Origin of the sequence: Lacrimispora sp., from assembly GCF_032078915.1 — a bacterium.
Lineage (GTDB): Bacteria > Bacillota > Clostridia > Lachnospirales > Lachnospiraceae > Lacrimispora.
In genome coordinates this window covers 25,002-47,169 of the sequence record NZ_DAMAUN010000046.1, presented here as the reverse complement: position 1 = coordinate 47,169, position 22,168 = coordinate 25,002, and the positions used below count along the sequence as shown (strand labels likewise).

General features: G+C 40.4%; 25 protein-coding genes. 23 read left to right on the top strand and 2 right to left on the bottom strand.

Annotation, left to right across the window (positions count from 1 at the left end):
- The coding region (locus RT269_RS17585) for an ABC transporter substrate-binding protein (RefSeq protein WP_313184511.1) at window positions 1-1,304 on the top strand (1,304 nt) is incomplete at its 5' end.
- 91 nt (window positions 1,305-1,395) lie between these two features.
- Here RT269_RS17585 and RT269_RS17580 read toward each other — a convergent pair.
- A complete protein-coding gene (locus RT269_RS17580) occupies window positions 1,396-2,052 on the bottom strand; it encodes a CatB-related O-acetyltransferase (RefSeq protein ID WP_313184509.1) in 657 nt (218 codons plus the stop codon).
- 671 nt (window positions 2,053-2,723) lie between these two features.
- A complete protein-coding gene (locus tag RT269_RS17575; RefSeq protein ID WP_313184508.1) occupies window positions 2,724-3,323 on the bottom strand; it encodes a TetR/AcrR family transcriptional regulator in 600 nt (199 codons plus the stop codon).
- A 174-nt stretch (window positions 3,324-3,497) separates the two neighbouring features.
- On the opposite strand from RT269_RS17575, the gene RT269_RS17570 reads away from it, so the two are divergent.
- The 22 genes from RT269_RS17570 to RT269_RS17465 all read left to right on the top strand — a co-directional run bounded on the left by RT269_RS17570 (window position 3,498) and on the right by RT269_RS17465 (window position 21,979).
- Complete coding sequence (locus RT269_RS17570) at window positions 3,498-4,769, top strand: aconitase X (RefSeq protein ID WP_313184506.1); 1,272 nt, start codon at window positions 3,498-3,500, stop codon at window positions 4,767-4,769.
- Window positions 4,770-4,771: 2 nt separating this feature from the next.
- Window positions 4,772-5,212: an aconitase X swivel domain-containing protein gene (locus RT269_RS17565; RefSeq protein WP_313184504.1), complete on the top strand. Its 441-nt coding sequence runs from the start codon at window positions 4,772-4,774 to the stop codon at window positions 5,210-5,212.
- A 22-nt stretch (window positions 5,213-5,234) separates the two neighbouring features.
- Window positions 5,235-7,223, top strand: a complete 1,989-nt coding sequence (locus RT269_RS17560; RefSeq protein WP_313184503.1) for an FAD-dependent oxidoreductase — start codon at window positions 5,235-5,237, stop codon at window positions 7,221-7,223.
- Between the two features lie 189 nt (window positions 7,224-7,412).
- On the top strand, window positions 7,413-7,757 hold the full coding sequence (locus tag RT269_RS17555) for a BMC domain-containing protein (protein WP_313184502.1): 345 nt from the start codon (window positions 7,413-7,415) through the stop codon (window positions 7,755-7,757).
- Window positions 7,758-7,773: 16 nt separating this feature from the next.
- A complete protein-coding gene (locus RT269_RS17550) occupies window positions 7,774-8,211 on the top strand; it encodes a EutP/PduV family microcompartment system protein (RefSeq protein WP_313184501.1) in 438 nt (145 codons plus the stop codon).
- A 5-nt stretch (window positions 8,212-8,216) separates the two neighbouring features.
- Window positions 8,217-8,795 carry a cob(I)yrinic acid a,c-diamide adenosyltransferase gene (locus RT269_RS17545; RefSeq protein ID WP_313184499.1) on the top strand — a complete coding sequence of 193 codons (579 nt, stop codon included), beginning with the start codon at window positions 8,217-8,219 and terminating at the stop codon, window positions 8,793-8,795.
- Window positions 8,796-8,871: 76 nt separating this feature from the next.
- On the top strand, window positions 8,872-10,011 hold the full coding sequence (locus RT269_RS17540) for a 1-propanol dehydrogenase PduQ (protein WP_313184497.1): 1,140 nt from the start codon (window positions 8,872-8,874) through the stop codon (window positions 10,009-10,011).
- Between the two features lie 19 nt (window positions 10,012-10,030).
- Entirely contained in the window at window positions 10,031-10,375 is a 345-nt protein-coding gene (locus RT269_RS17535; RefSeq protein ID WP_313184495.1) for a BMC domain-containing protein, read from the top strand.
- A 28-nt stretch (window positions 10,376-10,403) separates the two neighbouring features.
- On the top strand, window positions 10,404-11,834 hold the full coding sequence (gene eutA / locus RT269_RS17530) for an ethanolamine ammonia-lyase reactivating factor EutA (RefSeq protein WP_313184493.1): 1,431 nt from the start codon (window positions 10,404-10,406) through the stop codon (window positions 11,832-11,834).
- A 19-nt stretch (window positions 11,835-11,853) separates the two neighbouring features.
- Window positions 11,854-13,233 carry an ethanolamine ammonia-lyase subunit EutB gene (locus tag RT269_RS17525; protein ID WP_312501315.1) on the top strand — a complete coding sequence of 460 codons (1,380 nt, stop codon included), beginning with the start codon at window positions 11,854-11,856 and terminating at the stop codon, window positions 13,231-13,233.
- Window positions 13,233-14,138, top strand: coding sequence for an ethanolamine ammonia-lyase subunit EutC (gene eutC / locus RT269_RS17520; RefSeq protein ID WP_313184492.1), 906 nt, complete (start codon window positions 13,233-13,235; stop codon window positions 14,136-14,138). Before RT269_RS17525 ends, eutC begins: the two co-directional genes overlap by 1 nt.
- Before the next feature lie 32 nt (window positions 14,139-14,170).
- Complete coding sequence (gene eutL / locus RT269_RS17515; protein WP_313184490.1) at window positions 14,171-14,824, top strand: ethanolamine utilization microcompartment protein EutL; 654 nt, start codon at window positions 14,171-14,173, stop codon at window positions 14,822-14,824.
- Between the two features lie 11 nt (window positions 14,825-14,835).
- Complete coding sequence (locus tag RT269_RS17510; RefSeq protein WP_313184488.1) at window positions 14,836-15,357, top strand: BMC domain-containing protein; 522 nt, start codon at window positions 14,836-14,838, stop codon at window positions 15,355-15,357.
- Window positions 15,344-16,822 (top strand): acetaldehyde dehydrogenase (acetylating), encoded by a 1,479-nt coding sequence (locus tag RT269_RS17505; RefSeq protein ID WP_313184487.1) that lies wholly within the window; start codon window positions 15,344-15,346, stop codon window positions 16,820-16,822. Before RT269_RS17510 ends, RT269_RS17505 begins: the two co-directional genes overlap by 14 nt.
- 60 nt (window positions 16,823-16,882) lie before the next feature.
- Window positions 16,883-17,182 carry a BMC domain-containing protein gene (locus RT269_RS17500; RefSeq protein ID WP_013272190.1) on the top strand — a complete coding sequence of 100 codons (300 nt, stop codon included), beginning with the start codon at window positions 16,883-16,885 and terminating at the stop codon, window positions 17,180-17,182.
- Window positions 17,183-17,274: 92 nt separating this feature from the next.
- Window positions 17,275-18,018, top strand: coding sequence for a hypothetical protein (locus tag RT269_RS17495; protein WP_313184485.1), 744 nt, complete (start codon window positions 17,275-17,277; stop codon window positions 18,016-18,018).
- A gap of 4 nt (window positions 18,019-18,022) precedes the next feature.
- Complete coding sequence (gene eutD, locus RT269_RS17490) at window positions 18,023-18,658, top strand: ethanolamine utilization phosphate acetyltransferase EutD (protein WP_313184484.1); 636 nt, start codon at window positions 18,023-18,025, stop codon at window positions 18,656-18,658.
- Between the two features lie 5 nt (window positions 18,659-18,663).
- On the top strand, window positions 18,664-19,281 hold the full coding sequence (locus tag RT269_RS17485; RefSeq protein WP_313184482.1) for a hypothetical protein: 618 nt from the start codon (window positions 18,664-18,666) through the stop codon (window positions 19,279-19,281).
- A 13-nt stretch (window positions 19,282-19,294) separates the two neighbouring features.
- On the top strand, window positions 19,295-19,567 hold the full coding sequence (locus RT269_RS17480) for a EutN/CcmL family microcompartment protein (protein WP_312443029.1): 273 nt from the start codon (window positions 19,295-19,297) through the stop codon (window positions 19,565-19,567).
- Window positions 19,568-19,591: 24 nt separating this feature from the next.
- Window positions 19,592-20,677 (top strand): ethanolamine utilization protein EutH, encoded by a 1,086-nt coding sequence (locus tag RT269_RS17475; protein ID WP_313184480.1) that lies wholly within the window; start codon window positions 19,592-19,594, stop codon window positions 20,675-20,677.
- 43 nt (window positions 20,678-20,720) lie between these two features.
- Window positions 20,721-21,179, top strand: coding sequence for a cupin domain-containing protein (locus RT269_RS17470; protein ID WP_331664189.1), 459 nt, complete (start codon window positions 20,721-20,723; stop codon window positions 21,177-21,179).
- Window positions 21,180-21,457: 278 nt separating this feature from the next.
- Window positions 21,458-21,979: a dihydrofolate reductase family protein gene (locus RT269_RS17465; RefSeq protein ID WP_313184477.1), complete on the top strand. Its 522-nt coding sequence runs from the start codon at window positions 21,458-21,460 to the stop codon at window positions 21,977-21,979.
- Window positions 21,980-22,168 lie beyond the last annotated feature (189 nt).

Sequence of the window (22,168 nt, the reverse complement as noted above, 5' to 3'; positions counted from 1 at the left end):
ATGAGTTTGCTGAGAAAGTGAAAGAGGATCTAGGCATTAAGGTGGAAATGGTTTATACTCCATGGGACCAGTATTGGGAACAAAAAGATATCATGCTGGCTGCCCAGGAACCCATTGACCTGTATTGGGACGGACTTCCCGATCTTGCCACCATTGTTAACAAGAAACAGGCTGCTGTGCTGAATGACTTCATTGACCAATATGGCCAGAATTTATTAAAGGTGCTTCCCGAAGAGCAGTTAAAGGGTGCTACCATTAACGGAGAGGTCTATGGCATACCCTCCGCTTATGCACCTTCCTCCGGTATGTTTCAGATGGTATGTGTCCGCCAGGATATTCTGGAAGCCTGTGGTATGACGGAGATTAAGACAGCAGAGGATTTAAAATTATTTGCAGAAAAGGCAAAAAAATTGTATCCGGAAATGAAAGGGCCTGCAGACCCCATCTTTAAACCCCTGACCAGATATTTTGCCGATGAGCAGCTTACCTGGTGCGCCAATGAAGATACTGTTGTATATGGTGATACCACAAATAAGGTTTATGATTACTATGAAACCGATGCTTTCAAGAAGGTTGCGCAGTATAACCGCCAGATGTACCATGAAGGCTTATATTCCGATGAACTGACGACCAAATACAATGAGAGGGATTCCCGTATGCAGACCGGCTTATACTTATGGGTAGAAGGCTCTCTCGGCAAAGAAAATGAGATTATCAGCAGTGTAAAAGCAAATGCTCCAGATGCCAGGTTAAAAAGCTATATCCTGAAACCGGAGGAACCCCGCTATATCATAGCCACCGGAGGTGAAGTCCTTTGCATACCACAGACGGCGCCCAATCCGGAAGGAGCAATGAAATTTATTGACTGGCTCTACTCTTCACAGGATAATTACCTGATGGCTTTATACGGCGTGAAGGGTAAGGATTTTGATATTGTTGACGGAAGAATTAAAAAGCTGGTAAATGATGAGTTCTTCTATGAATGGATGTTCCGTAACAAGAATTATCAGTTATTTGCACCCGATATCGAACAGAGTTACATAGATACCTATGAAAGCTGGGACGATAAGGCAGTCACCTCCAATATGCTTGGCTTCCGCTTCAATAACGAGAAGGTAAAGGTAATTGAAACGGCAATCAAAGAGGTGGCAGGAAAGCAGATGGCGCCGATTCTCTATGGATTCGTAGATTTTGACACAGAGTATCCCAAGGCTTTGGAAGCGCTGAAAAAAGCAGGTATTGATGAATACGTGGCAGAGGTGCAGAAGCAGATGGATGAGTTCCAGGCTTCAAAGAATAAATAAAAATATGCCGTTTTCAGGGGCAAGAGGGCGAAGCATCCGTTGCTTTCGCCCTCTTGATTAATGTTCGTCTTTGCCCAATAATGCGGCTATTTTATCGCTTTAACGTTTGCTTTAGATTTTGCCGCACCATTTCCAAATCATCATTGCAAAGCATTGGCAGGAAAGCAAATAATTTTTCTGGTTCAAAGTCCCACCATTGGAGTTTAAGCAGCAATTCAATGAGTTCTTCGTCAAAACGCTTTTTAATAGGCCTGGCTGGGTTGCCGCCAGCGACGGTATAGGGTTCTATGTCTTTCACCACCACAGAATAAGCAGCAATAATCGCCCCATCACCAATTTTCACGCCGGGCATGATGACGCTTTCCCGCCCTATCCACACATCGTTGCCGATCACGGTGTCTCCCTTAAAAGGAAGCTGGGAGAGGTGGGGCGGGGTATTTTCCGCCCATGCACCGCCAAAAACATTGAATGGATAAGTGCTGATACTGCTTATACGATGATTGGCACTGCCCATGATAAATTGCACTCCGCTGGCAATTGAACAAAACTTGCCGATATATAAGCTGTCTCCAAACTCTGGCCAGTTAAATAATACATTGCTGCGTTCAAACGCAGTCGGGTCAACCGGGTCATCGTAATAGGTGTAATCCCCAACAAAAATATTGGGGGCAGTAATTACGTTTTTTAAGAAACATGATGTTTTGTATTCGTTTGGAAAAACCACATTTGGGTTTGGTATATTGTTCATAAAAAGCTCCTATTCTATTGTTTATCACCTCCGAACGTATTTTTAGATTCCGTTGCTATGGCTCTTTTTTTACGCAATTCTTTCATTGCATTATCTCCTCGCTTGCAGTGACGAATCTACTCCTTATTTCCCATTTCGCCCTGCATAAACTAAAAAACAACGACGTTGTTTTCGTAAATTGTAACATAAGATGCTTAACTTTTCCACCTCATTCCCCTGGCTGTACACGGATAGCCTTGGCGGATAAATCCCAAAATTGCTTTTATTAATTTGCAGACTGCATTCCCATGCTGTTATCTGGGAGTAAATTACTTCGCTGCCCATATTTCTATTTCTAATTTTATTTCTTCTGACCCTAAGCTTTTTCATAGGCAGCATTTGCAGGCAAGGCTGTCCGTGAAATCGATTTTCGTGGTCATTATTCTACTCATGGGGATGTGTCAAAGAATTATGACAAGCTGCTTATTTTCTTTTATGATATACTTTTAAATCCGGTTATCTATTTGATTTGTTTCAAAAAGTGAGCCAGAAACTGACACTGTTAGTTTCTGGCTCACTTTATATTTAAATTTTGTTCTTGTATCAACATGGCTATAGAAAAAACGTAGTGAAAAAAGGTGTTTTCTCGCCTGTGCTCTATAAAAAGCGGTCAGAGTTCTTTGATAGCCGTGTTAGACGGATAAAGGAGCCGTCAGCTTGTCCAGAACGAATTTAAGATCCTTTTCTGCCTGTTTCATCAGATCGTAAGAATAATCGTTGAGACACCAGTCAATTATCACACCTCGGTTGATCCGGATCAGAAAGGAGGTAAGCTCATGCACCGTCATATCGGTATGAATCATACCTTTCTCTAACGCTTTTCCCGCCAGTTCTTCCACTGTCTGATAGTATTTTCTTACCGGCTTTACGGAATATTTCACATCCGTTGACAATTGAGCGATATACAGCTCTTTTGTCAGGTTTGCCGATTCTTCCATAACAAATTTTGTCTGGTGCAGTAATATAAATTTTATGTCATCTACGGGATTGTGGAATTCATAGTGCTGCAGCAGAAGATCCAAAGCATCGTCGTACAGGGCAAAGCCCTTGTTGATCATCTCTTCCTTGGAACTGAAATGATGGTAAAACGCTCCGGTAGAGATACCGGCTTCCTGGCATAGCTGCCGGATGCTCATGTTGTGATACCCTTTTTTTTGAATTAAATTTAAGGCGACCCGTATGATATTATTTTTTGTCTGGGCGGCCTGCTCGTCTCTTTTCTTTCTTGCCATAAATTATTTTGCTCCAATTAAGTACAGTTTATCTAATCATAATCTTTTTTTAAAAATAATGCAAGGTAAACTCATGGACCTAATTGACAAAAGAATATCAAAGTGTTAACATTGACATAACAACGTTCGGTCAAATGTGTTCGTTGAAAACTATATAAATGAAAGGAGAAGGTTATGAAGTTAACAAACGAAGAGCAGGAGATACTGAGTGGCAAACACGGAGATATTCTGCAAAAAACGATGGAGACCCTTGTAAGGTACGGAGAAATGTATGACGCAGAATGTCTTGTACCTTTGGATGGACCTGTGCATCTTGTGTGTTCCTTTGGAATGCCGGCCTTAAAGCCTCTGTCAAGAATTATGAAAGAGATGATCGATGCCGGAATCAGGACCAAGCTGCCTTTCACGGCGGATCCGCAGCCTCTTGATTACGAGAATGTACCGGCTGACCAGCAGGAGAAGGAGATGTATCAACTGTTATACGGAACCCAGAAGGAATACGAGAGCATGCTGGTGAAGCTGGGAATGAAGGATGAAAATGCCTATACCTGCGCCTGTTATTTTGATGAGGTGGGCAACACTCCAAATTTCGGGGACAATCTGGCTTGGGCGGAATCCTCGGCGGTGGTTTATGCCAATTCTGTACTGGGAGCCCGAACAAACAGGACCTCTGGCGTAATGGAATTCTTCAGCGGGATTATCGGAAAGACGCCGAAATTCGGTTTCCTGACCGATGAAGGAAGAAATGCTGACTGGATCATAGAAGTGAAAACAACCAAAATTCCTCGTCCGCAGATTCTGGGGAGCGCCATCGGAATGAAGGTAGTGGAAAAGGTACCATACATAAAAGGCCTGGATCAGTTTCTCGGAACTGAATTGACTCCGGCGGTAAAGGACTACTTAAAGGATATGGGAGCCGCAACTGCATCAAACGGTGCGGTAGCGCTATACCATGCGGAAAACCTGACACCGGAGGCGAAAAAATACGGAGAAGAACTGATCAGAGAGAATGCGTCCGTCTATGTCATCGATGATGCGGAGCTTGAGAGGGTGGTAAGCTCCTATCCGGTCCTATGGGCAGATATGAACGCGAAACCTGACAGGGCATTTATCGGATGTCCCCATGCATCCTTCAACCAGCTGACAGAATGGACCGAAATCTTTGAACAGGCCTTAAAGGAGAGCGGACAGGACAAAATCGCGGTGGATACCGTCATAACCAGTGCACCGGATGTCATCGCAAGATTCAGAAAGACAGAGTATTATGACCGGCTTCTGAAAACAGGAGTGAAGGTATCTCACATCTGTCCTCTTATGTACATGTCCAATCCGCTTTGTGCAAAAAAACCAATCATTACAAATTCAAATAAACTGAGAACTTATTCCTCGGCACGGTACGTAGACGACCAGGAGCTTGTAAATCTTGTAGTAAAGGGAGGTTTTTAGCAATGGATAAATTTCAGGGAAGAGCAGTCATACCAGGACAGGTCAGGGGAAACGCTATGGTGTCCAAAAAGGGATTCAATGTGCTTTCATCCTATATGGGGGCGCTGGTATCAAATGGAAAACAGACACTGTGTACTGACCAGAACAATCCGGACCTGTTTCAGAAGGATCTCTCCGGGGCCATCCTGTGCATTCCGCAGGTGATCGGTTCCACTACGGCGGGTATGCTGATTCAGACCGTCGCAGCTATGGGGATTCAGCCGAAAGCAATGCTGTTTTCAGCAACAGCCGAGTCCCTGGCGATTTCGGGAGTTCTGCTGGCGGATATTTGGGAAGACACAAAGATCGTTACGGTTGATGGGCTGGGTGACCGCTTCCTGGAGTCGGTTCAGGAGGGGCAGACGGTGGAAGTAGCGGAAGATGGCGCTGTAACATTATTTTAATGGAGAGAAATGGAGGAAACACATGAGTACAAAATTCAAAGAGCTTTTTGAGCCTGCCTATATCGGGAAAGTACAAATAAAAAACAAATTGTCCATGGCGCCAATGGGGCCTGTCGGATATGCCGATGCACTGGGAGCCATGAACCAAAGGCTGCAGGAATATTATGTGGAACGGGCTAAAGGTGGAATCGGACTGATTATTACTGGAATCTGCAGTGTGGATCTGGATATCGAAGGTATGGTCAGACCGGGCCTCCCATGTCCGACTCAGAATCCTCTGGCTTTTATTCATGAAGCGTATCAGATGAATGAAAGAATCCATGCATACGGCACAAAGATTTTTCTTCAGCTCACCGGAGGTCTTGGGAGAAGCGCACTGCCCGGATTTGCTACCAAGTTTATCGCTCCGTCGGAGAATGAAAACAGATTTGATCCCCGAATCAAGCACCGGGAAATGACGATAGATGAAATCAAGAACCTGATTCAGAAATTTGTCATGTCCGCAGTGGTTGCGAAAAAAGCTGGCTTTGACGGCGTAGAGATCCATGCGGTTCATGAAGGATATCTCCTGGACCAGTTTGCCATCGCTCTTTTCAACCGCAGAACGGACGAATATGGCGGCTCGTTGGAAAACCGGCTGAGGGTTGCAACGGACATTGTGAAAGGCATCAAAGCAGCCTGTGGACCTGACTTCCCTGTCAGCCTTCGCTACAGTCTGAAAAGCTGCATGAAGGGAATCCGTCGCGGCGGATTGCCGGGAGAAGATTATGAAGAAGCTGGAAAGGATATCGAAGAAGGAATTGAAGCTGCTAAAATTCTGGTGGCAGCAGGCTATGACGCATTGAACGTGGATGCGGGAACCTACGATTCCTGGTATTGGAATCATCCGCCGATGTATTTTGAAGATGGAATGTACCGTGAATTCGGCAGACTTGTAAAGCAGAACGTAGATGTCCCTGTTATTTTGGCCGGAAGAATGGAAAATCCGGAGATGGCAATAGAAGCCCTTGGCGATTCCTGCGACATCATTGGACTTGGAAGACAGCTTTTGACCGATCCGTATTATCCGGAAAAGGTGAGAACTGGAAGGCTTGATGAAATCAGACCGTGCCTCGGATGCCATGAAGGCTGCCTGGGCAGAATTTCAAACGCCCCTGTGAGCTGTGCTGTGAATCCGGCCTGCGGCAGAGAAAAAATTTACGGACTCGTACCGGCCAATAAGAAGAAGCATGTTCTTGTTATTGGAGGCGGCATAGCAGGAATGGAAGCAGCAAGAGTGCTGGCTGAAAGGGGACACCGGGTTACTCTGTGTGAAAAAAGCGGCAGCCTTGGAGGAAATTTGATTCCGGGAAGTGTTCCTCATTTCAAACGCTATGACAGAGCCCTTGTGAAGTGGTATCAGAGACAGCTTGAGCTTCTGAATGTGGAAGTCAGGATGAACTGTGAAATCACTGCAGAAACGATATCCGATTTCAAGCCGGATGAAATCATTACGGCAACCGGTTCAAAGCCGATTCAGAGCAAGTTTGGATCGGAGGCTTTTGCGACGACCGCAGATGATATCCTTCTTGGAAAAGCAGAGGCAGGAAAAAATGTCGTTGTGATCGGCGGTGGATTGGTTGGATGCGAAACTGCCCTATGGCTTGCGCAGAACGGTTCCAAGGTTACAGTCATCGAAATGCTGAAAGACATTCTGGGCGGTCACGGCGCGCTTCCGCATATGAATCATGATATGCTTGTGGATCTGCTGGCATTCCATGAGGTGGATATCCATACAAGCAGTACTGTGAAGAGTATAGAGGGAGGTAAGGTGACTGCGGAGACCCCGGAAGGAGAACGTTCATTCCCGGCAGATACGGTTATTTCAGCCATCGGCTACCGCGAGAATCATGGATTGTATGAGGAACTGAAGGATTTGGATATACCTGTCCACAATATTGGAGATTCCCAGAAGGTCCATAATATCATGTATTCCATCTGGAATTCATACGAGCTTGCCAGAGAACTGTAATTCGTTAAATGTTCGTTAATAGAATAAATTTTATGCAGCGCCTTTTGATTTCATAGGAAATCAAAAGGCGCTGTTTTTTCTGTATACAAATTCTAAAAGATCAGATTTTATTTATAAAGTACATAATATGGCAATAAAAAGCAAAGAATAAAATGTGTGTTGTGTTTTCATTATGAAATGAGGGACCATATGAATGTATTAGAAAGAAAGATATTTGAATCAGTACCAGGTAAACAAGTGACATTAGCACATATTATAGCAAATCCAGATGAGCGAATCTTTGAAAAATTAGGCTTGAATGAAGAAAAATATCATGCAATTGGTATTTTAACCATAACCCCGCCAGAGGTTTCAATCATCGCTGTAGATATAGCTAAAAAGGCTGCGCCTATTAAAATAGGATTTGTTGACAGGTTCAGTGGTTCCGTATTTATCCTGGGGGATGTAGCCGCTGTACAATCTGCTATCGAACAGGTTGTTATATATTTAAGTGAATTTATGCAGTTTTCTGTCCCCAAAATAACAAGAACATAATAGGCAGGTATGGAAAATGATGAAAATCATGTTGATTGGATCGGTTGGAAGTGGGAAAACCACCCTTTGCCAAAGGATTCAAGGTGAGATCATTAATTATAAAAAAACACAATCAGTTGAATTCTATTCTCAGATGATTGACACGCCGGGTGAGTTTGTATTGCATAGAAGATTCTATAGCGCGTTACAAATGATGGCTGCCAGTTCAGATATCATTGGGTTCGTTTGTAACGTGACAGAGCAGAGCCAGACATTTTCGCCCTATTTTGCACAAAATTTTACAAAACCATGTATAGGAATTATTACAAAGATAGATCTGGCATCAAACGAAGAAGCCATTATAAATGCGGAGAAACGATTAGAATTAGCAGGCGTTGAGAAAATTTTCCGGCTCTCTGCTGTTGAAGATAAAGGAGTGGCAGAGTTGATTGCCTATCTTTCTAAGGAGGAATAATAAATTTGCAAATTTATACTAGAACAGGTGACAAAGGATATACTAGGATAATCGGCGGCATCCAATTAGCAAAAGACAGTGAACGTATTAAAGCATATGGAACGATTGACGAATTAAATAGTTTTGTAGGTTATGCTGTTACACTAATAAAAAACAATGATTCTTTGAAAAAGGAATTAACGCAGATCCAACAGTGTTTATTTGATTGCGGCAATGATCTGGCAACGCCGAAAGGAAAAGGAACGTACCGGGTCACATCTGCTTTGACGGAGTGGATTGAAAGGTGTATTGATGCCCATGTAGGTATTCCTCCAGAAGTGGAGTTTTTTATACTGCCAGGTGGTTCACAAGCAGCAAGTGTTTTGCATATTTGCAGAACAATTGCCAGGAGAGCAGAAAGAGAGATAGTAACGTTTCAATGGACGAATGATATGAATGAAGAAGTTTTGATATTTGTTAATCGCTTATCCGATTACTTTTTTTCCGTAGCACGAGTTGCAAATGCAAACGAAGGCATAGAAGATGTGCTTTATGAAAGAAGCGGGAAGGTATTCCATATAGATTTGAAAAAAGAAGATTTATAAAACCAGTAATACATTTTTTGAACTTAGTGACTATTTTTTAATGGCTTTTTTAATTAGAAAGGAGGAGGAGTATGCTATGCAGGAAATAAGATTTGGAACAACATTGTACGTTGGTGACGAAAGCCTGAAACGATTATCCGATTTCAAGAATGAAAAGATTTTGATAGTAACAGATTCTTTTATTGCTTCATCAGAGTTACTTTCACATATAAAAAGTTATATTGACAGCAGCACTGAAACAATGGTGTTTTCTGACGTTATTCCAGATCCCCCAATTGATAATATTGTTGCCGGGTTAGAATCCAGCAAGGATTTTTCAGCCACAATTTTATTGGCAATAGGCGGTGGCTCTGCGATCGATGCAGCAAAAGCTATGCTCTATTTTGGTAAATTGACTGATCGATTTCGTGGGATACGATTTGTCGCGATTCCTACAACAAGTGGAACGGGCTCAGAGGTTACGAATTTTTCGATTATCACTGACGATGAAAAGGGAACAAAATATCCTTTGATCACGGATCAAATATTGCCAGATGAAGCTATTTTAGATTCTGGCCTTGTTGCAGGTTTACCACCTAAGCAAACGGCTGATACGGGTATTGATGTGCTTACTCATGCAATAGAAGCTTATGTTTCCACCAGTGCCAATGATATCTCCGATGCCTTAAGTGAAAAAGCAATATGCTATGTATTCACTTATTTAGAGAGAGCTTATAAAGATGGAAATGATAAAGAAGCGCGTGAAAAGATGCATATGGCATCAACTTTGGCTGGAATGGCCTTTAACACAGCTTCATTAGGGCTGAACCATGGGATAGCCCATGCAGCAGGAGCACGTTGGCATATTCCGCATGGAAGAATAAATGGTATCTTGTTACCAAATATTATTCGTTATAATGCAGGAATCATTGAAGGTGATTACAGTAAAAATACTACACCTGTTGCAATCCGTTATTCTAAAATAGCTAAATTCTTAGGATTAAATGCTGGAAATGCACGAATGGGTGTACGAAGTTTGGTTAACGCGATCCTTGCACTTGAAAAGGCACTTTCCATTCCCAAGAGTCTTTCTGAATGGGGAGTGAACAAGGAACAATTTGAATCAGATAAAAATGTAATAGCAGAAGCTGCTCTTGCAGACCGTTGTACAGCAACAAACCCTATTGTTCCAACGAAAGAGGATATAATCAGTGTTCTAGGGAAATCATTTAAATAAATTAAAATGAGGTGATTACTTGGATGTAAATGAAAGGATTATACAGGAATATGTTCCTGGTAAACAAATCACCGTTGCACATGTTATTGCAAAACCTGATTCAGAACTATATCAAAAGCTGGGAATCGCACAATCTGGAAATGAAGCAGTCGGTATTTTAACTATAACACCGAGTGAAGCATCGATTATCGTTGTCGATATAGCAACAAAAGCCGCTGAAATTGAAATTGGTTTTGTCGACAGATTTTCAGGTGCAGTGGTAATAATAGGGGATGTTTCATCGGTTAAGATTGCTTTGGAAAACATTTTAGAAATCATGGAAAGTCTTTTGGATTTTACTGTTGTACCTTTATCAAGCACTTAATGAAACATATTCAAAGGGAGTAGATAAGATGACTGAAACTTTATTAAGCGTTGGTATCGATATTGGAACATCAACAACACAATTAATTTTGTCAGAACTATCAATTGAAAATATAGCATCAGTTTTTACAATTCCAAGGGTTTCCATTAAGGATAAAAAGGTGATATTTAAGAGCGATATTATCTTTACTCCTATACTAGAAAACAATTTAATAGATTCCGATGGTATAAAGGCATTTGTAGAGCAGCAATACAAAAAAGCAGGTATTACAAAAGCAGATATTCAGACTGGCGCTGTCATTATAACTGGGGAAACAGTCAGAAAGGAGAATGCCCAGGCAGTTGCTAAAGCTTTAAGTGGTTTTGCCGGAGATTTTGTCGTGGCAACAGCTGGTCCTGATTTAGAGAGTATTATCGCTGGGAAAGGAGCAGGGACTTATTCCTATTCTGAAAGTCAATACACAACGGCGGTAAACTTTGATATTGGAGGCGGGACAACAAATCTGGCAGTATTTAACGATGGAGATGTTGAGGATACGGCTTGCTTTGATATTGGAGGCCGCTTGATAAAGGTGGATACAAGTGAGATCATCCGTTATATTTCACCCAAAGTAAAGGAAATCATTAAAAGAGAAGGTTTAGAAATTCATCTAAATGAAAAGATAAATCTTAAGGAATTAGATAAACTTTTAGATATATTTGTACAAGTACTGGAAAACAGCATTGGATTAGGTAATAAGAGTCCTTATTTTGACTTGTTGATAACCAACAAACCATTGAACACAAAGCTTCCGATTAAATGTATCTCATTTTCGGGTGGCGTAGCAGATGGTATTACAAAAGAAAATTTACAAAATCCCTTTGAATATGGTGATATTGGACTTTTGTTAGGTAAGAAACTAAGTGGTTCCCTTCTTATGACTGCCCTTAAATTGATTCCAACTGTAGAAACGATTCGTGCAACAGTAGTAGGAGCAGGATCACACACCACTGATGTTTCCGGGAGTACAATCACCTATAAAGAGGATATACTTCCACTTAAGAATATCCCCATATTACAGTTATCTAAAGATGATGAAAGCGCCGATAACAGTGGGAATTTAGGGAGCATTATTGAAGAAAAAGTAAAATGGTTTATGGTAGATGGAGAAGTACAAACGATTGGATTAGGGATAGAAGGTGCACATAGCCCTTCCTTCCAGTTTATTCAAGGCCTGGCAAAAGAAATGATAAAAGGTTTAGATTTGTTGATTAAGGAGAAACTGCCACTTGTTATTATCGTAAAAGAAGACATGGCAAAGGCATTAGGACATAGCCTTTATGCACATCTTCCAAAAGATTATCCTTTTGTATGTATTGATAGTGTTCATGTACAAAATGGAGATTATATCGATATCGGAATGCCGATTGCAGAAGGCTCTGTTTTACCGGTAATCGTAAAGACATTAGTATTTAATTAATGATAAAAGGAGTTGCACAATGATTTTAAAAACAAAACTTTTTGGCAAAACCTATCAGTTTTCATCTGTAATGGAAGTTATGGGGAAAGCAAATGAAGAAAAATCAGGGGATAAATTAGCTGGAGTTGCAGCAGGCAGCGCGGAAGAAAGAGTTGCAGCGAAAGTTGTTTTATCACACTTAACGCTTTCAGATTTATTTAACAATCCTGCTGTGCCATATGAAAAGGATGAGGTAACACGCATTATTATTGATCATGTGAATCTTAGAACTTATGAAAAGATTAAAAATTGGACAGTGGCTGAATTAAGAGAATGGATTTTAGATTGCAATACCACAAACTATGACATTCATCGTATTTCCAATGGTTTAACTTCTGAAATGGTTGCAGCAGTTGCTAAAATCATGTCTAACTTAGATTTAATAGTAGGTGCTCAGAAGATCATAGTAACGAAAACTGCTAATACGACAATTGGTATCCCGGGAACTTTTTCAACTCGTCTGCAGCCAAATCATACGACTGACAATGTGGATGGTATCATGGCTTCCGTTATGGAAGGTCTATCTATGGGATCTGGTGATGCAGTCATAGGTCTAAACCCAGTAGACGACACAACAGAAAGTGTAAAGCGTATTCTTCATAAATTCAATGATTTTATTAATGAGTGGGAAATACCAACACAACATGTTGTTTTAGCTCACGTAGCGACTCAGATGGAAGCGATGGAACAAGGAGCGCCAACCGGATTGGTATTCCAATCGATTGCAGGATCTGAAAAAGGAAATACAGCTTTTGGGATTACGGCTAAGATGCTGTCAGAAGCAAAGGACATGGCTTTGAAGCTAGGTACGGCAGTCGGTCCCAATGTTATGTACTTTGAGACAGGACAAGGTTCTGAGCTTTCTTCCGATGCTCATAATGGCGTAGATCAGCTGACGATGGAAGCCAGATGTTATGGATTTGCAAAATATTTTGATCCGTTCCTTGTTAATACCGTTGTTGGATTTATTGGACCAGAGTATTTGTATGACTCAAAGCAAGTGATCCGTGCAGGCCTGGAGGATCATTTTATGGGTAAATTAACTGGTATTTCTATGGGGTGCGATGTTTGTTACACAAACCATATGAAGGCAGATCAAAATGATGCTGAAAACTTAACAGTATTACTTGCAACCGCTGGTGTAAACTTTATTATGTCTATTCCAAATGGTGATGATATTATGTTGAATTATCAAACCACAGGGTACCAAGAGGGTGCTTCCATTAGAGAATTATTAAACAAACGAACAATAAAGGAATTTGATCAATGGTTAGAAAAAATGGGGTTCAGCGAAAATGGACATTTGACTTCTAAAGCTGGCGATGCATCTGTATTTTTGAAGCAGAGGAGGGATAACTAATGGACGAATTAAACTTAAAAGAAATGATTAAATCGATTTTAAATGAAATGGTAAATGAAGCACCGCCAGTTATAAATGCTCCGTCAAAAGAAGCAACGGTAAGCACCAGGCAGTCTGTTAAGCCCTGCGAGGTTGAAGAAGGATTTATACCAGATATTACAGAAGTAGACATACGCAAGCAATTTTTAGTTCCAAATGCAGCAGATAAAGAAGGTTATTTAAGAATGAAATCCTATACACCAGCCCGCTTGGGATTGTGGAGGACAGGCACAAGATATATGACGGAGCCTAGTCTTCGATTCCGTGCTGACCATGCTGCTGCCCAAGATGCTGTATTCTCCTATGTTAGTGAAGATTTAATCAAAGAGATGGGATTTGTAGAGGTTGCTACAGAGTGCAAGGATAAAGACGAATATGTTACTCGTCCGGACTTAGGCCGCAAGTTTTCAAATGAAGCAATAAATACAATAAAAAATGCTGTGAAACCAAATCAGAAAGTCCAGGTTATCGTTGGTGATGGTTTAAGTTCCGCAGCAATAGAGGCAAATATCAGAGATGTTTTACCTTCTTTACAACAAGGACTCAAGATGTTTGGACTTGACTTTGGACAGGTTGTTTTTATAAAACATTGCCGCGTCCCAGCGATGGATCCAATTGGTGAAACAACAGGAGCTGAAGTCGTCTGTCTTTTTATCGGAGAAAGACCAGGTCTTGTTACGGCAGAATCTATGAGTGCGTATATCGCTTATAAACCAACCATTGGTATGCCGGAAGCCAGAAGGACAGTGGTTTCCAATATTCACAGACAAGGAACCCCGGCAGTAGAAGCAGGAGCATATATTGCTGAAATTATCAAGAGAATGTTAGATAAAAAAGTGTCTGGGTTAGATTTGAAAGAAAAATAAAAAGCCGTTTGATTTAAAAAGGAGGTTTCCTAATGAAAAACGAACGATTAGGTGCAAATGTTCTATGTGTAAAAATTATTCCAAATGTTGATGATGGATTGGCTAAGGAATTAAAGTTAGCATCAAATCAAAAAAGTCTAGGGATTATTACTTCTGATTCTGATGATGTGACCTATGTGGCATTAGATGAAGCAACGAAGGCATCGGATGTAGCAGTTGTATATGCAAGAAGTATGTATGCCGGAGCTGCGAATGCTTCTACAAAATTAGCAGGAGAAGTTATCGGTATTTTAGCTGGTCCTAGTCCGGCAGAGGTACGAAGTGGCCTGGATCGTGCCATTGAAGTAATAAATAATGAAGCCAGCTTTTATAGCGCTAATGATGATAACTCAATCGTTTATTTTGCCCATTGTGTATCGAGAACTGGTTCTTATCTTTCGAAAGGAGCCAATGTGAAAGAGGGAGAAGCCATTGCTTATTTAATAGCGCCGCCGCTTGAAGCAATGGTTGCTTTGGATTCGGCTTTGAAAGCTGCTGATGTAAAAATGAGTGTATTTTATGGGCCGCCATCTGAAACAAACTTTGCAGGAGCATTACTGACAGGGTCTCAATCTGCTTGCAGATCAGCATGTGAATCATTTGCTAAAGCTGTAGAAGCCGTTGCTGACAACCCAACTAGTTATTAGGCGGCGTTAATATGGCTAAAGCTTTAGGTTTAATTGAAGTACGTGGAAAATTAGGAGCAATCCTGGCAGCAGATGCAGCTGTAAAGGAGGCAGATGTAATTCTGCTTGGAAGTGAAACAATCCGTGGAGGATTGACAACAATTCATAGTAGCGGAGATATTGCGGCAGTAAAAGCAGCGATTAAGGCAGGTGAAGTTGCTGTGGCAGATAAGAATTGTCTAATCAGCAGTCATGTTATCCCACGCTTGGATGACCAGGTTGAGCAGATGTTGATGAAATCATTTGGTAAAAAGGTAGATAACCCCTCGGATTCAAATGAATCAAATCAACCGATTGTAGAAGAAATAGAAAAGGGTGCGGATTCATCCTTTGATAAAGAACATCTGGAAAAAATGAGAGTGAACGATTTACGTTCACTTGCATATAAATCAAATCTTTCTACCATAAAGAAGTCAGAAATAAAATCTGCTAACAAAGCAGTGCTTATTGAAACATTGCTGGATAAAGGAGTTAAGCATAATGGGATTGATTGATAAAGATCTTGTTTCAGTTCAAGAAACCAGGGATTTACTGAAGAAAGCAAAAGAAGCGCAAATAGAAATAGCCAAGTTATCTCAAGAAGAAATCGATACCATCTGTAAGGCTATGGCAAAAGCAGCTTTTAACAATCGTGTGAAGCTGGCTAAAATGGCACAAGAAGAAACAGGGTTTGGAAGATGGCAGGACAAAGTCCTTAAAAATGCCTTTGCATCAAGAGATTTATTAAACTCGATGAAAGACATGAAGACAGTCGGTATAATCACAAACAATATAGAAGCAAAATATATGGAAGTAGCGGTTCCTGTTGGAGTCGTTGCTGGCCTTATTCCTTCAACGAATCCGACATCAACCGTTATCTACAAGGCACTAATCAGCATTAAGGCAGGAAATGCTATTGTATTTTCCCCTCATCCAAGTGCATTAAATTGTATCAAGGAAACAGTCCGCATCATAAATGAAGCAGGAAAAAGCGTTGGTTTACCGGAGGGAGCTATTAGTGTAATTACAACAGTTACGACACAGGCAACAAATGAATTAATGAAAAATGAAAATACAAATTTGATTCTTGCTACTGGCGGCTCTGCAATGGTTCGTGCAGCATATTCCTCTGGAACACCGGCAATTGGAGTTGGACCGGGGAATGGACCTGCATTTATAGAGCGCAGTGCAGATATCCCGAAAGCAGTTGAGCTTATTCTTGAATCTAAGACATTTGATAATGGTACAATTTGCGCATCGGAACAGTCTATTGTTGTTGAAGAAATCAGTAAAGCAAATGTGATATCGGAATTCAAGAAACAAGGTGGTTATTTCTTATCAAAAGATGATGCACTAAAGCTTGAAAAATTTATACTACGGCCAAACGGTACAATGAATCCTAAGATCGTTGGAAGGACGGCACAGGCTGTTGCTGAGTTAGCTGGTATCTCTGTACCGGAAGATGCAAAAGTTCTTATTGCCGAAGAAACACGTGTTGGGGATCTTGCACCTTATTCAAGAGAAAAATTATCACCAATTTTAGCCTTCTATACGGTAAATACCTGGGAAGAAGCCCGCGATTTAAGTATCAGGATTTTAAACTTTGAAGGCGCAGGACACACCATGGTTATTCACACAGCAAACAATAAAATTGCAGAAGATTTTGCCTTAAAAGTACCGGTTTCGCGATTACTTATAAACTGTTCGGCTACCTTAGGCGGAATCGGAGCAACAACAAACCTCAGACCTGCCTTGACACTAGGTTGTGGAGCTGTAGGAGGAAGTTCTACTTCTGACAATGTTGGCCCACAGAATTTATTTAATCTTCGCCGGGTCGTTTATGGCGTCAGGACATTGGATGAAATACGTGGAGAAGATAAATTTGAAGATGTTAGTGCGAAGGCTGTTGAAGACTTTGGACTTGATAAGGATCAATTAATCGATTTGCTCGTTGAACGTGTTCTGCAAAAGCTGAAATAAGCAAAGAGCAACACAAACACTGATAACAAAATAAAAAATATAATCTAGGAGGAAGATACAATGGCTAATACAAACGCATTAGGAATGATTGAAACAAAAGGATTGGTAGCAGCAGTAGAGGCAGCAGATGCAATGGTCAAAGCAGCAAATGTAACGTTAATTGGAAAAGAACAGGTAGGCGGCGGACTGGTAACAGTTATGGTTCGTGGAGATGTTGGAGCTGTGAAAGCTGCAACAGATGCGGGAGCTGCAGCGGCAGAAGCAGTTGGTGAATTAATATCTGTTCATGTAATTCCACGTCCGCATATGGAAGTAGACGTAATCCTGCCAAAATACGATTCACAGGCTTCGAACTCATGATGAACGCTTAAAGCTGCAAGATTTAAAGTGAGGCTGAGGCATAATAAAAGCGTATGCCCAGCCTTTCCTTTATCGAGGGGAAGTGAGTACTAATGGCCATTTTAACGGAAAGTAAAATAAAAAGACTGCTGCGTACGACGAACTTAAAAGAAACAAAATTCTTAGTTTTAGAACCTGGGACTGTAATTACACCTTCTGCAAAAGAGTATTTAAAGGATATTACGATCGAATATATGAAAACACCAGAAGCATCTGAAACTAAGACTCTGGAAGCAGCCTTCCCAATGACCCAGTTGAACGTAAATGAACCCCAAAATGCAAAAAATATCCAGGATGTATTAATAAATATCAATGGAAATGGACAAGTTATGTGGAAAAGCCACTTAACTTATCAGTTTGGAATTAAAATAAATATTACAATAAGCCATATAGTGGCTTTACAAAAGAAAAGTCACGGTATAGGAAATACGGAACTGGCAGAGGCTTTAAATACGATCCTAATGGTAGTCAGGACAATCACAATGGAGACGTTAGCTTCATACCGGTTAGATCTGGTACAGGAAATTGAAAAGTTGTTGGAAGACAAAAAGCCATACATCAACAGTAAATATCCAGAAGGTTCCTTTATTCCAACCTATAAAGATGAAGAATGTGTCATTGCTTTATTTGAGTTACATGCATATTTACAAGAATTAGAACATTTTATTGCGAAAGAAATGAAGGAAGGCCTGAAATTTGAGGATTATATAAAATGCATTTCCATAGCAACTACGTTGAAGGATTATTGTTGGGTTTTGATGGTGCAGATGAAAGAAAATTCAGTAAAACAGGGGTGATAATATGACTGATTATAACATTGATACAATTGTAGATACAGTTGTCTCACGTATACAAGATGTAATGGATCGATCTTTTGAAATTGAAGCAAGCGGACGCCATATCCATCTGACTCGGGAGGCAGTCGATACCCTCTTTGGTGTGGGTTATCAATTACATCCAACGAAGTATTTATCACAGCCAGGCGAATTTGCATCAGAAGAACGAGTGAGCATTGAAGGACCGAAAGGCACGATTCACGATGTTATCATTCTTGGTCCAGAGCGGAAAAACTGTCAAGTGGAGGTCTCATTAACAGATGCACGTTCACTAGGTGTAAATGCGCCAGTTCAATTAAGTGGAAATATTGATAACACCCCAGGGATTATTGTGAGGAATGGTTCTAAGTCTATTGTTTTAGATAGAGGAGTCATAGTTGCAAAACGCCATATTCATGTAAAAGATACAGATGCTGAAAAGTTAGGTGTTAAAGATCAAGAGAGAGTAGCTGTTCAAGTGTTTAGTAAAAGACCACTTATATTTGAGGATGTTATGGTGAGAATAAGTCCCAGGTTTGAAACTTATATGCACATTGATTACGATGAAGCAAATGCTTGTGGCCATAGTAAAGGCGTACGTGGGTGTATTGTTAAGAGGTGATATGGATGGATAATATTGAAATAGCAGTGCAAAAGATCACAGATATTATCATACAACGTTTGCAGAAGGAAGAAAATAGCAAAACCGTTGCATTTTTAGGGAAAGAATATTCAAGTATTCGGACTTACTATGAAAATAGAGGCTATAAAATAGCATCAGGAAAAGATAAATCTGATACGGATATAGTAATCGTTACTGAACTTACTATTTTAAATATGAATCGGATTGCACTGGGACTTCCTCAATCAGAAGATGAAGTAATTATTTTTCAGCATTTATTAAATAAGAAAAAAGTCTTATTTTTAGAAGAAGGAATGGAACTTCATGCAAGTCAGAATTTTGCTCCGCGAGCATTGCTGCAAGTCCTTGAGAATTATAAAAACCAATTGGTAAGATATGGTGCATCTATACTTCCGTTAAAGCATTTTGAATCGATGAATGAAACGGTCGATCAGGAAGATAAAGATATCGCTCATAAAAGTGATAAGAAAGAGCTTCTTACCATAGCAAAAGTGCGAAAACTGAACTTACATGCAGGAGACATCTTTGAAACAGATAAGAACATCATTGTTACAGCATTGGCCAGGGATTATTTGCGTGATTTAGGTGTTGAGATCGTATAGAAAGGAGCATGCTATGTTCATTGGAAAAGTTGTTGGCAGCTTATGGGCTACTCGCAAGGATGAAAAGTTAAATGGTTTAAAGTTCATGCTTATTGAAAAACAACGAAACGAACATGAGGCTGATCCTGCTCTGGTTGTTGCAGTTGATCATGTAGGCGCAGGCATTGGAGAGTCCGTACTGATTACGACTGGCAGCTCTGGCCGTCTGTCTTTTGATGGTAAAAGTATTCCTGTTGATATGGTGATTGTCGGTATTATAGACACTGTGGACTATCCAAAGGAATGATAAAAACTGAATGGAGTGAAATGTATGAGTATAAATGAAATCATAATTTGGCTTATGGTAATTATAATGGTCATAGGTGCAATCGACCGTTCCCTGGGCAATAAAGTTGGTTTAGGTAAACAATTTGAAGAAGGTATACTAGCAATGGGTTCCTTAGCTCTTTCAATGGCTGGTATCATTGTTTTAGCACCGAAGTTATCGGACTGGCTAAGTCCTATCATTGTTCCTTTGTATAAATTGTTAGGAGCAGATCCGGCAATGTTTGCAGGAACTTTATTAGCAAATGATATGGGTGGTTTTTTCTTAGCGCAACAGATGACTTCTGACCCATTAATTGTACTTTTCTCAGGTGGTATTTTAGGTGCCATGATGGGAGCAACACTTGTATTTACGATCCCGGTTGGATTGGGTCTTATCAGTAACGAAGATACAAAGTATCTGGCGCAAGGTGTATTATGCGGGATTGTGACGATTCCAATTGGAGCATTAGTTGCAGGAATCATGATGGGTATGCCAATCATTAAAGTCTTTATGAATTTAATACCCATAATAGTTGTAGCGATTTTAATTTCCATTGGACTATTTAAAATCCCTGAAGGAATGATAAAAGGGTTCAATGTATTTGGGAAAATTATAGTGGCTGTTGGAGCCATTGGGCTGGCAATTGGAGGGTTAGACTTACTATTAGGTATCAAAGTATTTGAAAATCAAGATACGCTTGAAGTTGGATTCCAAACAGTTGGTGGCATTGCCATTACTTTAGCTGGTGCTTATGGATTGGTGTTCTTGATCACGAAGATATTCAAAAAACCATTGATGAAACTAGGCCATTTGTTAGGAATGAATGATGTTGCGGCAGCAGGTCTGATTGCATCTCTTGCCAACAATATCGCCATGTTCCAAACAGTAAAAGATATGGATAAACGTGGAAAGGTGATTAATATCGCTTTTGCGGTTTCAGCATCTTTTACATTTGGTGACCATTTAGGATTTACAGCCGGTGTTGCCCCAGAGTTGATTACTCCAATGATTATTGGCAAGCTGGTCGGTGGTATTTCTGCCATTTTTGTTGCCATATTTTTATCGAAACGTGTATTTAGGATTGAATAAAGCGAATGCGATAGGGATTTAAGTACGGATGGAGGTTAAGAAGTTGAATATAGACAGATCAGAAATTGAAAAGTTAGTTCGTAGTATTATAATGGAAGAATACAGCAATAAGTTAAATGATTCTTCTAAGAGACATGTTGACTCTAGTGGTGTAATGGCTATTTCGCTGCCATTGTTTTCAGTAAGTGAAGAAGATCGGCTGGACACAGGCAATCCTAATCATAAAGTGTATACGAAGGATTTAGTCTCACTTACTGAAAGCCCCAGACTGGGTTGCGGACTAATGGTAATGGAAGATACTACCTTTGATTGGACGTTAGGATATGATGAAATTGATTATATCATCGAAGGAACTCTAACAATTATCATAGATGGCCGTCGTATAACCGCCAATGCAGGAGAGTTGATTTTGATTCCAAGTGGTTCAAGTATTCAGTTTTCAGTTGAAGGAAAGGCAAGATTTATCTATGTGACTTATCCGGCTGATTGGCAAAATAAATAATTGCTATTATTATATCCAACTCATTCATGGTCTGATGAAAATAACAAGGCGGTATCTGTGACATCAAAACAGAAGATCCTGTGTTGGAATGCTGTCCAATCTTTTTATGAAAAGAGTAGGGTTATTTGCTCACTCTTTTTATATACATAGAATCATCCCGGCCGTAATCCGCAATGCTATCTAATTAAGAGTTAATTTAAAAGCAATCTTACCATTCTTGGCAGTACTATGTTAAAATTAAAGGTGCAGCCAACACACGATGAAAAGGAGAGATTGAAATGAGTGGAAAAATTATAATGAACCTGGCCATCAGCATTGACGGGTATATTGCTGATGATAGAGGAGGCTTTGACTGGATTGTGGGACAAGGCGATGCCTCTATTGATACCTCCGAAAAAAGTGATTTTGAAGAGTTTCTTGCGTGTATTGACATTGTTGTTATGGGCAAAAACTGCTATGATCAGGGTTTTGCGAAAGAGTATCCAACAAAAACGGTTTATGTAGCTACAAGTGAAGAGAAAGAAGATGAGGGTAATCTCCGTTTTATCCATGGAGATATAGTCAGCATATTTGAAAAAGAAAAGAACAGTGGTAAGAATATATTTCTGTTTGGCGGCGGCGGTTTGGTAGATCACTTTGTTAAAGCCGATGCTATTGATGAATATATTGTGGGAATCATTCCAACCATACTTGGAAAGGGCCGTCCGCTGTTTTTGGGAAACAATCCGACGATACAGCTTCATCTTGATAAATACACTATTAGCGATGGAATTGCTGTGTTTCATTACTCAAAACGATGAATGGAAGCCAGCGCAGCATAATACTGTATTCAAGATTTTAAAATCAGCAGGTGATATACAAAATCCAGTAAGTTGAGAAGATATCTGTATGGTTATTCCCTAGGGCAGGCTGGTTTTATTAAAACAAAACAGGCCTGTTTGTACATCCAGGGACAGTCTTGGCAGTTTTATCTTCCCCCAATTTAACAT